This window comes from Enterococcus crotali, from assembly GCF_000633635.1.
In the GTDB taxonomy this organism is placed as follows: domain Bacteria; phylum Bacillota; class Bacilli; order Lactobacillales; family Enterococcaceae; genus Enterococcus_L; species Enterococcus_L crotali.
On the sequence record NZ_AYPQ01000002.1, the window covers coordinates 666080 to 680118 of the forward strand.

Genomic DNA, 14039 nt, shown 5'->3' on the forward strand with positions numbered 1-14039 from the left:
GAGTTTGATCATGTCAAAAGAACAGAAGATCGCAATAGTGAATTCAAGTAGTTTTGGCGAAATTTTTCCAGAACATCTGGCTCGATTAGAAAAACTTGGAGTCGTTGAACATTTTATAGTAGATAGTGAAATTGGTGGTAAAGAGTTGGCTGAATTGTTACACGGATACACGATGATCATCGCCAGTGTTACCCCATTTTTTACAGCAGAATTTTTCCAATACAAAGATGAACTGCTATTAATTTCTCGTCATGGCATTGGCTACAATAACATCGATTTAGAAGCGGCGAAAAAACACAATACGATTGTTTCTATCATTCCAGCATTGGTTGAACGAGATGCTGTCGCTGAGAATAATATCACGAATTTATTAGCTGTTTTACGACGGACAGTCGCAGCAGATTTAAGTGTTAAAGCAGACCAATGGGAGAAACGTGCCCACTTTGTTGGTCGAACATTGTTTAATAAAACCGTAGGCGTTATTGGGGTTGGTAATACAGGGAGTTGCGTGGTTGAAGCATTGAGAAATGGGTTTCGTTGTGAGGTGTTAGCCTATGATCCTTATAAATCACAAACGTATTTACAAAGTTATGGGGCGAAAAAAGTTGATTTAGACACGTTATTAACCTCTGCAGATATTATCTGTTTATGTGCCAATTTAACAGACGAAAGTTACCATATAATCGGTGAAACAGAAATTGCAAAAATGAAAGATGGGGTCTATCTCTCAAACAGTGCACGTGGCGCATTAATTGATGAAAAAGCAATGATTCTAGGCTTGCGTTCAGGGAAAATCGCTGGGTTTGGTACCGATGTTTTAGAAGAAGAACCTGGTCGAAAAAACCATCCTTATCTCTCTTTTGAAAACGTAGTAATGACGCCACATACATCTGCTTATACGATGGAATGTTTGCAAGCAATGGGGGAAAAATGTGTTCGAGATGTGGAAGATGTTGCAGATGGTATTTTACCGCAACGAGCCGTTCAAGCAGTTAGTCGTTATGTCAGCTAAAAGAGGAGGATGAAGATGTTAACAGATTTAAAAGTCAAAGTGGGGCCGCAATTTTATCGTTATCATGAAGGAGCGTTAGATACTGTCCCGCAATTATTGGAAGAATATCATGCTAAAAGAATTTTAGTGGTCCATGGTTCACTATCTTTTGAAAAAGCTCAGCCTTTTTTAACTTTTTTGTCAGATGAACGTTATCAATTTTTTTATCATTCTTATACAGGTGAATGTAGCTATTATGGGGCAGAGTTGATTACAGATCAGATCAAAAGCCATGAGATCGACTTTATGATTGGTGTCGGTGGTGGTAAATTAGCCGATTTGGTCGGTTATGCAGCACATCTTAATGATTTGAATTTTGGTGTTATCCCGACTTTAGCGAGTAATTGTGCTCCTTGGACACCTTTAGCAGTGATGTATAAAGAAAATGGTGCAGCCGAAGGAAAAACAGAACATTTCTTTCGACAAGCGGCATTTTTAATCACAGATCCACGATTGGTCATCGATGCTCCTAGAGATTATTTTATTGCAGGATTAGCTGATACATTGGCGAAGTGGTATGAATCAGAAAGTATTTTACGACAAGAAAAATTACAAGACGAACCGTTTTTAGAATTGGCTGGTGCAACGGCTAAGCTTTGTCAGGAAGCGATTATGCGTGATTCGGTCGCTGCTTTGAACGCAATGGATAATAGAAAAGTAACGCCAGAATTTGTTCACCTTTCAGAAATTATTTTTGCGGTTTCAGGATTAGTTGGTGGGTTAGGTGATAAATATGCTCGGAATGCTGCGGCACACGCGATGCATGATGCAATGAGTAAGTTTTTATCAAACAGTCACGATTTCTTGCATGGTGAAAAAGTCGCCTATGGTATTTTTTATCAATTAGCATTAGAACAAAAGTGGTCGGTAATTGATGATTTAATCCCTTTTTATCAAGACATGCACTTGCCTATGTCGTTGGAACAAATGGGGTTATATCCAGAAGATACAGATGTTTTGCAAGCAATGGTTCAATTTATTGATTCAAAAGAAAAGGTTCATTTAATTCCGATCACTATTTCTGAAAAAACATTGCAACAAGGAATTGAAGACCTAGAAAAATATATCCGAGAACAAGGATAAGGAGGAGGAACTATGGAAACTTTAAGTGTTTTACAAAGTTTGATAATGGCGCTTTGGGTAGCGGCAATTATGTCAAGATGGCTTGGAGGAGGTGCAACATTAACGTTACGTTTTTCACCTTTAATGACCGGATTAGTTGCTGGTTTAGTGATGGGGGATGTGCCAAAAGCAATGATTGTCACAGCGGCCCTGCAAATGATCTATATGGGTGTGTTTTCTCCTGGCGGCTCGATGCCGGCGGAACCATCGATTGCGGCAGCGATCGCCGTTCCAGTTGCTTTATTAGGAAATTTAAAACCAGAAGCAGCAATTGCTGTAGCGGTACCTGTGGGACTTTTAGGAAGTTATTTATATCAATTCCGTTTCTTTATTAATACATTTTTAGGGAAATACACTGACCGAGCAGTTGCAGAGTTAAACTCGAAAAAAATTGCGCGTTCGATCATCTGGTACCCAACGATTGCATCATTTATTTTATTCGTTCCGTTAGTGTTTTTTGCTCTTTATTTAGGTGCACCAGTGATTGCAGATATTATCAAGGCATTAGAAGGAACAGTGGTTATTCATGTATTAGAAGTAGTCGGCGGCGGGCTAGCGGCGATCGGGATTGCGACAACGGTTTATGTTATTGGACGTAAAGACTTCTTGGTCTTCTTCTTCCTAGCTTATTTCATGAGTATTGTCTTTAAATCATTAGAAATCACGATGGTGACTTATGCAATCTTCGGTGTTATTATCGCGTTAATTTTTGTTCAAGTTCAAAAAGGCAAATCTGTTGTGACAGAAAGTGCTGTTTCCAACCATTCATCTGCCGATTTTGATGATGACGACGATTACGATGACGGATTTTAGGAAAAAAGGAGGAACTAAAAATGACGGAAACAACAGAAAAAATGGTCCCGAAAACAACGGCTTTGGCACCAGAAGAAATTACAAATAAAGATGTAACAAAAGCTTATCTTCGTTGGCATTTTGCCAATGAAATTCCACATTCATTTGAACGTTATCTGGCACCATCATTGCTTTACGCAATGATGCCACTTTTGAAAAAGTTATACAAAGATGATGAACAATTAAAAGCAGCTTACATGCGTCAGTTACTTTTCTTCAATACGCAGTTAAGTTGGGGCGGCGGTGTCATTACTGGGTTGATGGCGTCAATGGAACAAGAGCGCGCCAAAGAAGAATATGAAAAACGCGAGATCATGATGCAAGATGATTTAATGTATAACACAAAAGCTGGGTTGATGGGGGCCTTGGCAGGCATTGGTGATGCGATCGACTCTGGAACTGTGCAATATATTTTTATTGCCATTGCGGTTCCGTGGGCACAACAAGGAAGTGCATTAGGGGCGATCTTTCCATTTATCGCATTTGCTTTATATCAAGTGTTATTAGGCGTTTTCTTTGCCAGATCATCCTTTAAAATGGGACGAAATGCAACGGGGTTAATGCAAAGTGCGGGGATTCAAAAGGCGATTGAAATGTTATCTGTTCTCGGCCTGTTTATGATGGGGATTTTAGCTGGAAACTATGTCAAAGTTTCTTCAACATTACAATTTAAGCTTTCTGGGCGTGAATTCGTTGTTCAAGATATTTTGGATCAAATTGTACCGGGACTATTACCATTAGCAGTTGTGATGGGTGTGTATTGGTTCTATACGAAAAAAGGTCTAAAAGTAACACAAGCATTATTGTGGCTCACAGGTATTTTAATTGTTTTGGCCGCAGTTGGTATTTTATAAAAAGAAGAGGACGTGAAAAAAATGGGTGTAGTAAATTTAGCACGTGTGGATGAGCGTTTGATCCATGGACAAGTAATGATGACATTATCACAAAAAAGTGGTGTCAATTCAATTTTCGTAGTGGATGAGATTGTGGCAAAAGATAAATTTATGCGGGATTTATACAAAAGTGCGGGTAGCCGCACCGGGCAAAAAACAATTGTCGTTACACCAGAAAAAGCCAAATTTTATTGGGATGAATACAATTTCAAAGAGTATAACTGTATTTTAATTGCTAAAACAGTTGGAGTTATTTATGACTTGGTAAAACATGGAGTACCGATGAAAGAGTTAAATATTGGTGGAATTGCACAAAAAAATCCAGAAAAAGATTTATTCGTTACAAAATCAGTCTATTTAAACAAAGAAGATGCTGAAAAATTAAAAGATATGCACGATAACTATGGGGTAGAAGATATTTATTTCCAAGCAACACCCTCTGCAGCAAAAACAAGTTTAAAAGACGTATTAGGAAATTTTGATTTGTAAAACAAAGGTAAAAATAGGCCATTTTAAGGTCAGTTAAATAACCTCAATAAAATCAAAGGAGGAACAATTATGCTGGGAATTGTGATTGCAACACATGGTGCATTAAGTGATGGAGCAAAAGATGCTGCTACCGTTATCATGGGAGCAACAGAAAACATTGAAACAGTAAATTTAAATAGTGGAGATGACGTACAAGCATTAGGTGGGCAAATCAAAAAAGCAATTGAAACAGTGAATCAAGAGGATGGTGTGTTGGTTTTAGTTGATTTACTAAGTGCGAGTCCATACAATCAAGCTGTTTTAGTGATCAATGAATTGGAGCCAACTGTCCAAAAAGCTATTTATGTTGTTAGTGGCACGAATTTACCAATGATTTTAGAAGCCATTAATCATCAATTATTAGGTACACCTATCGCAGAAGCAGCTCAAGCTGTTGTGGCACAAGGCAAAGAGAGCGTACAAACGTGGGATATTTCCATGGTAACAACGGCAGTTGATGACGATGAGGATGATTTTTAATGGAGGAAGCAAAGGATGAGCGCAATGAAATGGGGATTTAGATGGTATGGCACTGAAGGAGATGCCATTCCATTAAAACATATCCGACAAATTCCAGGAATTACTGGAATCGTTGGAACATTATTAAATAAACTACCTGGAGATGTTTGGTCTGTAGAAGAAATCCAAGCATTAAAACAATCCGTTGAAAAAGAAGGGTTGGAATTACTAGGAATCGAAAGCGTAGCTATTCATGATGCTATTAAAGCTGGTACGCCAGAGCGGGATTTGTATATCGATCATTATATTCAAACATTACGTAATTTAGGGAAATGCGGTATTTCTTTAGTTTGCTACAGTTTTAAACCAATTTTTGGTTGGGCCAAAACGGATTTGGCTTATGAAAATGAAGACGGCAGTTTATCCTTGCTTTTTGACCAAGCTATTGTGGAAAATATGCAGCCGGAAGATATGTATCAATTGATTCATAGTCAATCAAAAGGCTTTCGATTACCTGGTTGGGAAGAAGAACGGTTGCACCAATTTCAAGAATTAAAAGCAATGTATGAAGGAGTAACCGAAGAAGATTTAGTTGAAAATCTACGCTATTTCTTAGAGAGAGTCATTCCAGTTTGTGAAGAAGAAGATATCAAAATGGGTATCCATCCCGACGATCCACCTTGGGAAATCTTTGGTTTGCCAAGAATTACAAAGAACTTAGCAGATTTGAAACGAATTTTATCTCTAGTCGATTCATCAGCAAACGGCATCACTTTTTGTACAGGATCTCTTGGTGCAGATCCAACCAATGATTTGCCTACCATGATTCGTGAAATAGGTGCCAGAATTAATTTTGTTCATTTCCGGAATGTAAAGTTTTTAGGAGATCATCGATTTGAAGAAACAGCTCATCCAAGTGTTGCAGGTTCTTTAGATATGTCTGCTCTGATGCAAGCTTTAGTCGACGTTGGATACGAAGGAGTGATTCGTCCAGACCACGGTCGCGCAATCTGGGATGAGAATGCGATGCCTGGCTATGGCTTATATGACCGAGCAATGGGTTTAACGTATATTCAAGGACTTTATGAAGCAACCAAAGCAAATGAAAATAGGAAGTGACAAAGAATGATGATAGAGGTGGAAAAAAAAGCGCTAATATACCAACAGTTAGCCGACTGCAAACTGTTGCCGCTTTACACAGCAACAGATTTAAGCTATTTACCGCAAGTAGAAGAAGTGTTATTAAGTAATGAGCTACCGTTCATTGAAGTCACGTTTCGAAGCGACTTAGCATTGGAAGCCATCAAACAATTAGCCGCTTCTGGGAAATTAATTGTTGGAGCAGGTACCGTTCGTACATTACAAGAAGCCAAAGACGCTTTTAGTAATGGCGCACAATTTATTGTGTCACCAGCTATTGTTCCAGAAGTCATTGAATTTTGTTTAGAAAAGAATATTCCTGTTTTTCCTGGAACGGCTACACCAGGGGATATTCAACAAGCATTAACTTATGGCCTACATGTGGTGAAATTTTTCCCAGCAGATATATATGGTGGGTTAAAAGCGATCAAAAGTTTAAGTGGTCCTTTTTATGATGTGAAATTTTTACCAACTGGGGGGATCAATGAAAAGAACTTTCTAGAGTACGTAGAAGCAGAGGAAATCATAGCTGTAGGTGGCTCCTTTATTTTATCAGAGGAAATGATTCGTGCAGATGTGGCGTCTGCAAACGAACATCTGCAGCAGTTAATGCAGTCACTAAAAAGCGCAAAATAATCAAGTGCTCTTTATGCGTTTGATTAGTAAAAGCAGTGTGGTAAAGTTTTTAAAGCAATGATAGGAAGTTGGGATGTGACTCGTAGAGTTGTGTCCCAGCTTTTTTGTTTCATGTGAAACATTTTGTGTTTCTCAGGCTCCAATTATCCTTTTTTGGGAGACTTTTAACAGTAAATCAACAGTCAATAAGGATAAATACAGAGTAAGATCGAAGTATAAATAAAAAACAGCACAAAGGAGTGAACCCCATGCGAACAATAAAAACGATCACCGATTTCTGGGAAGTAGTCGATGAGATAAGAATAAAAAAAGAACTAAACTGGTCAGATTTAGTTGGTGGAAAAGCGAAATTAGCGTCCAGCTACCAATGGAATCCACCATTAACGTATATTCTTCAAATACAAAAGAAATTGGACATTGATATCATGAATACGTTGGTTTATGAGTTATCTGAACTGGAACAAGCGGTCAATAAAGATCCAGAAACACCAAATAAAATGAAGTTGATCCATAATTGGATTCAATCCGATAAGTGGATGGAAGATGAAGAAATCGTAAAAAACGTTCAAGAAATAGCCAGTACGATTCTATGACAAAAACAAACTAAAGGAGTGTATGTTACAAACTGGTCATTTGCAGATTTAATTGTTGACTTGAAAAGTCATGGAGTGAAAGCAGAAACGTTAGTTTATGAAGTCTCAGGAATACTTGACGGTTCTTTTCAATGTCCGACATAATAATTACTAAGGGCAGCAAGTAGTCGATAAAACCAACCAAAGATTATAGAAATCTAAAAGAAATTCAGATTTTCAACGAATAAACGTAATAAATAAACCGATTTTTCAACACAAAATAGTCACAAATTCAGGTTATTATATATTCATACCAAACAAACAACCCTAACAAAACACTTTTTCATTTTTTAACTCCTTTTCCCGCTCTTTCCCCGAAGAGCGGGTCTTTTGTTGTGAATCACCACGATTGGCTTCGCCAGAGTGGATGATGAACAATACTTGGCGAACGAAGTGAGAGAAGTTACCATACTAGTGAATCACGCCACTCCATTTCAATTTAATCACTATCTAAGTGACAAAGCACTAAGAATTGAAGGACAGACTGAGCTTCGTCTGAGTGAATGATGAACAATACAAGGCGTGCAAAGTGAGAGAAGTTACCATACTAGTGAATCACGCTACTACATTTCAATTTAATCACTATCTAAGTGATAAAGCACTAAGAATTGAAGGGCAGACTGAGCTTCACCAGAGTGGATGATGAATAATACAAGGTGTGTAAATGAGAGAAGTTACCGTATTACTAAATCACGCACTCGACTAAGAACTAATCAAAATAAAAAATCAGATAACTCAAAAATTTATCCTAAAATAAGCTCAAACCGCAAAAAGTTATTTTTGTAGTTTGAGCTTATTTTTATCATTATTTTATTTATTGTGTTTTGCTTTTCTTCTCTTCCAGAAAAGGAGAGAGCCAGCGGCACCTGTCATAAAAGCACCCATTCCTTGTCCAAATAATGAAGTTTCTGTACCTGTATTTGGTAATCTTCTTTCAGATCGAGTCTTCGGTAGTTTATTGCTAGAAGGATCTGAAGTTGTATTTATTTTTGAGCTTGTAACACCAGTTGTACCTTTGTCTTCCGCTTTCTTCTTAGGATCTACTAGTGCAATAGGCATTTCGGCTAAATTCGCTACGACAGGAGCTTCCAATGTATTAGGGTCAGTTGGTGCAGTAAGCTCGATCGGTTGTTCTACCGGTGGTGTTACTGGATCAACTGCTTCTGGTGCTAGAATTTCTGGAATAGTCGGCGCCTCAACCATTGGTGCTTCTTCTAACTCTTTAGGTTGTTCTAAAGGATCAATGGCTGTAACATCGTCTAAATCATTTAGCTCAACAGGAGCATCAGGTCGAATGCTTTCCACAGCCTCATCATTAGCTAATTCTATATCAGTTACATCTTCAGAAGTATCTAACCCTACAATTGAATTGGGAGGAGTAGATGCACGCTCTTGTGTTAACGTTGGTAGATCGATTCCAGTGATTCCATCAAGTATTTTTGTTGAAGCAGCAGCTGGTGCAAGATTGGGGTTGATTGGTTCTGTTATATTTTCAACCTTATTAGGGATATTGAGAACAGCTAGCTCCATAGGTATCTCAGACATAACTGGTGGTGGAGTTGGAGCTGTGATTTTTTAAGTTTCAGTGAATCTAATTCTGTCTCAATAGTTTTAAGTTTAATAGGTGGAATCTTAACAAGATCTTCCATTGGTTGTCCTCCAAGGCTACCGTCAAATCCTGAATAATTATTATTATACTCGGTAAGCCATTCGTAAACCGAGACACCGCGATCCACATAATTCTCATAGCGTATTGCTGCTTGTTTGAGATATTTCATATTTTTATTATAAGCAGATAAAAGTTGATCATACATTTCAACTGTATTTTCGGTAAGCATCCCGTCATCAAAAAAACTTGAAATGGTAATTCCTGTTGCGGTTGTGAACTTAGCTATTTCAGCTTTTAAAATTGCTTGAGCTGTGCTCCACTCTTCGTCCACTTTTTTTATATAATCCTCAGTATAGTTATAAATATTTGAAAGTGCTGCAGCACCATCTTTTTCATATACTGATATAAACGTTTTTAGTCCTTCTACAGAATACATGGCTTTTAATTGTTCATCAGTATAACCTAAAATCTCATAATTACGATTATTTTCACGCAAAGAATTGATTGTAGGCAACCAGATAAGCATTAGATCATTGTCTACATCTCCTTGATTTCCAGGTTTCCATTTATCTTTATAGTCATCAAAAGCGCGTAAATAATCTTTATATGCAAGAAAATATTGCTGATAAGCCTTAGCGGTATCTACATTTTCTTGCATCGTGTCTTGAGCATTTTTAATATAGTTAGATAATTGAGTATCAAAATCTATTGGATCATAGACACTTTCCAATTGTTGTGAAATATCGATTAGATTGGCTTCGTTATAGTGATTATTCACTTCTTGATATTCTTGAATTATTGGCCATGAATTTTCAAAAGTAGTATTTAATATTTTCATCGCTACATCATACTCAGCTTGCCATACTGCTAAGTCCGCTGGAATATTTTCAAGATTAGCTTCTGTGATTTTATCAGTTGGGAATTCAGCAAGAACTCGATTCATTTCGGTAACAGCATCATTGATTTCACCTTCAGCGATAAGAGCCGTATCATAAGCAGCAAGTACATCTTTGTGCATTTTTCCAGCAGTAGCAAAGCTTTCTTTTGCAAGATCGTACTTAGTTTTCAGATCGGTAAAGAGTCCAAGTATTTTATTATGTTCGACGGTAAGAATTTTTAATTTTTCTTTTGCTTTTTGATAGTCAGTGTCCGCCGCTGTACACGCATCGTTTGCAGCGGTATATGCTGAATCAACACCCCTGTACTCTTCATGAAGTTCTTTAAATGAGCGTGTCAAGTCTGCGTATTCTTTTGAAACAGCCTTGAACTCTGCTTCGTGGACTGTTTGCTCAGCTGTAACCTCGCCTAATTTAGCCGAAGCCGTAGTATAGAGTTTCAGCGTTGCTTCATATTTCGTTTTTAGACCGACATAATAAGCAGCTAAATCAGTATATTCTTTCTCGCGTAGTACAAAATTTTCTTTCACTTTGGAAATGGACGTTGCCGCTAGTGTGTAAGCTGTTTCGGCGATAATGTATTCGGCATCCAAATCAGCAAACTGTTTTGTTACTTTATCATAATTTGTTTTTGTCGCAGTATATTGTGTTTCTAAAGCGGTGTATTGTTTTGTAGTTGTGGCGAATGTTTCGCTTAACTTTGTAAAGGATGTTTCAGCTGTGGTAAGGTCGGATTTTAGCTTTGTTAGCTCCTCTGCCAGTGTTTGATATTCTGGTAAAAGACGGTCATATTCGGCACGTGCTGTTTCATATGTTTGATTAACAGTATCGTATGTTTTGTTTGCCTCAATATATTTCGTCTCGATAGCATCAAAGGCTTCCGATCCACTTGAAAATTTCGCCGATATGGCGTCATAAGATTCCTTTAACAAGTCATATTGGACTTTTACTTCAGCGGACTCTGTAACGGCTGCTTGATGAGCAGTTTCAGTTTCTGTGTAGACTTTCATGACTTGAATATAGTTGGTATTTATAGTTTGATATTCTGTTTCCAATTGTAGATAATCACTTTTCGCTTGCTCACATTGTGCAATAAGCGCATCATACTGATGTTTGATCGTCTGATAAGAAGCCGCAATTTTTTGATAATCAACAGCTGTAGTTTCATATGCGGTCTGAACTTCCTTAAACTTTGCAGTGAGTAAATCCGCTTGTTCTTTTACGGGTTGATATTCTTTGTTTACTTCGTTATAGCGATCATTATTTTCATTGTATGCAGCTAAAGCTGTTGAATATTCCACCGTACCTTCTTCATACTGTTTTAAAATCGCCTCGGCTGCTGTTCTTTTTTCATTATAGATAGTCAAATCAGATTCATAAGCAGTCAGTTGAGTATCATATTCAGCTTTTTGTTGATCATAGGCGGTTTTATCTGTTTCATACGCTTTAGTTTTCAGGTCAAAGGCTGTTTTTTCGGTTTCATAGGTTGTACGTTCCGTTTCATATTGAGTAGCAAATTCTTTCAATTGACTTGATAGCGTATCATAGGTTGTTTTTGCTTCATCATATGCTTGTTTGGTAGTGATATAATCTTCTTTGATTTTATTATACTCAGCAAGTTTATGAGCATAATCGGTTATTGATAGTGTCAACTCTGATAAACGTTTTTCATACGCTGTTTTATCAGCTAAATAACTTACTTTTGTTTCGTTATACTCAGTTAACAGTACATTATATTCTTCAAGTGCTTTATCATAGTCTGATTTCACTTCAGTGTAGCTAGCTTTCGCTATTTCAAGATCTGTTTTTAAGGTGTTATATGAATCTGTAGCTAAATTGAGTGCTATAGCTTTCGTATCATAGGTTGTTTTTTTAGTATTATAGTTGTTAAGTAGCGTTTCGTAAGCAAGCTTTTGTGAGCTATAGTCCGTCAATTGGGTATTATATTTACTTTTTGCCTCGTTGAAGGCTGTTTGAATGGTTCTATATGCTGTTGCCGCATCTTCATAAATTTTTCGATTTTCTTCGTACTCTACTCTTAACTTTTCGTAGATCGTTCTTTTTTCTTCGGCATCTTTGTTCAATGTTTCGTATTCAGCTTGCGCATTTAAATACTGCGTCTGCATATCTATAAAAGTTGCTTCGGCATTGTTGTAAAGGGTTTGTTCAGCTGTGTAAGCTGCTTTTGCTTCATTATATGTTTCAATATGTGCTTCGTAGTTGGACTTATTTGTTTCATATGTAGCTTTATGTGTGTTGTAAGTTGTTGTCGCTTCATTAAACAAGTTTAGATTTTTTTGATAGTTACCTTTTAATCCATCTAAAGTCGTTTTTAGTCCATTAGCATCTGCATAGGATTTATCAGCTTCACTTTTAGAAGTATTGTAGTCTTCTAATGCAGCATTGTACTTTTTTGTTGTCTCGTCGTATTCTTTTTTAGCGGTTGTATATTCCTCTAATATACTCTTATAATCTTTTTCCAATGTGTTTTCAGCTGATGGGTTCATCTGCTCTACTGTTACAGCTAATGCCTGTATAGGACTACCAGATCCTACCAAAAATACACTTGAAAACAATAAAAATTTAAACGAACCTTTTCTCCATGAGTCATTCATTCAACACGCACCTTCCCTTTTTGCGATAATATTAATATAGTAAAAAAATAAAAACTTAAAGGAATTTATATTTTCACAAATGTAATTATACAATGTTTTCAAGTAAGTTATGTATCATGTTTTTCTGCATGATTATAAGTTTTTGATAATAATCCAATGGACAATAAATATAATTGCTCGTTTAATATGATTAATTTCAATGGAATTGTAATTAGTAGGAAAGCAGAAAAAAATATATTGATTTTTAATTGAAAAGTATATGGAATTGTGAATTTCCTGAAGTGAGTAATACCAGCTTTTTTTACCACTGCCTATCCTAGTAGGAGTAGTGGTAGAGCAAAAGCACTGACTTGAATATTAGAAAAGTCCATAAATTAAACGAAAACTTCGAATTTTCGCCCAACAATCATAATAAAGAAACCACTCTTTCAACATAAAATAGTCACATTTTCAAGTTATTATAAATTCATACCAAACAAACAACCCTAACAAAACACTTTTTCATTTTTTAACTCCTTTTCCCACTCTTCCCCAAAGAGTGGGTTATTTGTTGTGAATCACCACGATTGGCTTCGCCAGAGTGGATGATGAACAATTCAAGGCTTGCAAAGGGAGAAAAGCCACCCTACTAGCAAATCATCAAAAACCTAAGCCTAAAAAAGTAATAGCAGCACAGGTCAACCCATCAAAAAAATAAAAAATTGATGTTCATTTTTCGAAAGAACCTTCTGTCAATCAGCAGTACACTAAAGAAACAAAATGAAGGGATCGATAATCTATGAATGAACATAAAACAGCACGTTTTAGAAATGCGCACCAAAAAGATAAACCACTTATTTTACTAAATATCTGGGATGTAGCTAGCGCAAATGAATTGACGAGGAAAAAAATAAATTTAATTCCGACTGGTAGCTACGCAATGTCTGATCATTATGGCTACCAAGACGGTGAAAATATGCCTTTTGATGAACTACTAGATTACATAAAAGAAATGGACGCAAAAACCAACTATATCACTGCTGATATCGAATCAGGCTACGCCACAAATATAGAGGACCTCGCAAAAAATAGTGAAGCACTTCTAAATATCGGCGTCATTGGTATCAACATTGAAGATAAACAACCAAACGCTGAGACATTGTATCCTATCAAGGTACAAAACGAACGATTATTATCCATCAAGCAAAAATGCAGAGCCATGAAAAAAGATCTATTTATCAACGTAAGAACCGATACGTATTTTGTTGGAGATGTGGCAGCAAATAACCAAGATGAACAAGTATTAAATCAAACGATCACCCGAATCAAAGCCTATGAAAAAACTGGGATCGATGGTATTTTTATTCCAGGTTTGAAAAGCAAAGAACATCTTAAGAAGATAGCAGCGGAAACTACTTTACCGATCAATATTATGTTAGATATTCAAACAGATTCAATTTCAGATTATTTAGATACTGGAATTTCAAGAATCAGTTTTGGACCTTCGACTTATATGCTTTATAATGAAAGTGGCGATAATGATTTGGATAAATTTTATACAACGTTACTGACGGATTTGGCTCAATACGAGAAGCAAAATCAGATTGAATTGTTCAGAATAAATTAG

General features: G+C 36.7%; 12 protein-coding genes. 10 read left to right on the plus strand and 2 right to left on the minus strand.

The window, feature by feature from the left end; genetic code table 11:
• Positions 1-10 precede the first annotated feature (10 nt).
• From V192_RS0107925 to V192_RS0107965, 9 genes are all read left to right on the plus strand, one after another.
• Complete coding sequence (locus V192_RS0107925; RefSeq protein WP_025870608.1) at positions 11-1012, plus strand: D-isomer specific 2-hydroxyacid dehydrogenase family protein; 1002 nt, start codon at positions 11-13, stop codon at positions 1010-1012.
• A gap of 15 nt (positions 1013-1027) precedes the next feature.
• Positions 1028-2134: an iron-containing alcohol dehydrogenase family protein gene (locus tag V192_RS0107930; RefSeq protein WP_025870610.1), complete on the plus strand. Its 1107-nt coding sequence runs from the start codon at positions 1028-1030 to the stop codon at positions 2132-2134.
• A 12-nt stretch (positions 2135-2146) separates the two neighbouring features.
• Positions 2147-2986, plus strand: coding sequence for a PTS mannose/fructose/sorbose/N-acetylgalactosamine transporter subunit IIC (locus tag V192_RS0107935; RefSeq protein WP_025870612.1), 840 nt, complete (start codon positions 2147-2149; stop codon positions 2984-2986).
• Positions 2987-3006: 20 nt separating this feature from the next.
• Positions 3007-3879 (plus strand): PTS system mannose/fructose/sorbose family transporter subunit IID, encoded by an 873-nt coding sequence (locus tag V192_RS0107940; protein ID WP_025870614.1) that lies wholly within the window; start codon positions 3007-3009, stop codon positions 3877-3879.
• A gap of 21 nt (positions 3880-3900) precedes the next feature.
• Positions 3901-4407: a PTS sugar transporter subunit IIB gene (locus V192_RS0107945; protein WP_025870616.1), complete on the plus strand. Its 507-nt coding sequence runs from the start codon at positions 3901-3903 to the stop codon at positions 4405-4407.
• A 69-nt stretch (positions 4408-4476) separates the two neighbouring features.
• A complete protein-coding gene (locus V192_RS0107950; protein WP_025870618.1) occupies positions 4477-4926 on the plus strand; it encodes a PTS sugar transporter subunit IIA in 450 nt (149 codons plus the stop codon).
• Between the two features lie 24 nt (positions 4927-4950).
• Positions 4951-6024 (plus strand): mannonate dehydratase, encoded by a 1074-nt coding sequence (gene uxuA, locus V192_RS0107955; protein ID WP_025870620.1) that lies wholly within the window; start codon positions 4951-4953, stop codon positions 6022-6024.
• Between the two features lie 6 nt (positions 6025-6030).
• Positions 6031-6681 (plus strand): bifunctional 4-hydroxy-2-oxoglutarate aldolase/2-dehydro-3-deoxy-phosphogluconate aldolase, encoded by a 651-nt coding sequence (locus tag V192_RS0107960; RefSeq protein ID WP_025870622.1) that lies wholly within the window; start codon positions 6031-6033, stop codon positions 6679-6681.
• 248 nt (positions 6682-6929) lie between these two features.
• Complete coding sequence (locus V192_RS0107965; RefSeq protein ID WP_025870624.1) at positions 6930-7274, plus strand: hypothetical protein; 345 nt, start codon at positions 6930-6932, stop codon at positions 7272-7274.
• An 849-nt stretch (positions 7275-8123) separates the two neighbouring features.
• Here the strand turns inward: V192_RS0107965 and V192_RS22085 are convergent.
• Positions 8124-8843, minus strand: coding sequence for an LPXTG cell wall anchor domain-containing protein (locus tag V192_RS22085; protein WP_239644605.1), 720 nt, complete (start codon positions 8841-8843; stop codon positions 8124-8126).
• The gene (locus tag V192_RS19685; protein WP_239644606.1) at positions 8834-12433 is read right to left on the minus strand and encodes a coiled-coil domain-containing protein; all 3600 of its coding nucleotides are present in this window, start codon (positions 12431-12433) and stop codon (positions 8834-8836) included. The genes V192_RS22085 and V192_RS19685 overlap by 10 nt, the downstream gene beginning before the upstream one ends.
• A 778-nt stretch (positions 12434-13211) precedes the next feature.
• On the opposite strand from V192_RS19685, the gene V192_RS0107975 reads away from it, so the two are divergent.
• Entirely contained in the window at positions 13212-14039 is an 828-nt protein-coding gene (locus V192_RS0107975; RefSeq protein WP_025870625.1) for an isocitrate lyase/PEP mutase family protein, read from the plus strand.

Coding starts and splice junctions, on each gene's coding strand:
- V192_RS0107925 (WP_025870608.1), top strand. CDS start 11: ATGTCAAAAGAACAGAAGATCGCAATAGTGAATTCAAGTAGTTTTGGC.
- V192_RS0107930 (WP_025870610.1), top strand. CDS start 1,028: ATGTTAACAGATTTAAAAGTCAAAGTGGGGCCGCAATTTTATCGTTAT.
- V192_RS0107935 (WP_025870612.1), top strand. CDS start 2,147: ATGGAAACTTTAAGTGTTTTACAAAGTTTGATAATGGCGCTTTGGGTA.
- V192_RS0107940 (WP_025870614.1), top strand. CDS start 3,007: ATGACGGAAACAACAGAAAAAATGGTCCCGAAAACAACGGCTTTGGCA.
- V192_RS0107945 (WP_025870616.1), top strand. CDS start 3,901: ATGGGTGTAGTAAATTTAGCACGTGTGGATGAGCGTTTGATCCATGGA.
- V192_RS0107950 (WP_025870618.1), top strand. CDS start 4,477: ATGCTGGGAATTGTGATTGCAACACATGGTGCATTAAGTGATGGAGCA.
- uxuA (WP_025870620.1), top strand. CDS start 4,951: ATGAAATGGGGATTTAGATGGTATGGCACTGAAGGAGATGCCATTCCA.
- V192_RS0107960 (WP_025870622.1), top strand. CDS start 6,031: ATGATGATAGAGGTGGAAAAAAAAGCGCTAATATACCAACAGTTAGCC.
- V192_RS0107965 (WP_025870624.1), top strand. CDS start 6,930: ATGCGAACAATAAAAACGATCACCGATTTCTGGGAAGTAGTCGATGAG.
- V192_RS22085 (WP_239644605.1), bottom strand. CDS start 8,843: ATGGAGCTAGCTGTTCTCAATATCCCTAATAAGGTTGAAAATATAACA.
- V192_RS19685 (WP_239644606.1), bottom strand. CDS start 12,433: ATGAATGACTCATGGAGAAAAGGTTCGTTTAAATTTTTATTGTTTTCA.
- V192_RS0107975 (WP_025870625.1), top strand. CDS start 13,212: ATGAATGAACATAAAACAGCACGTTTTAGAAATGCGCACCAAAAAGAT.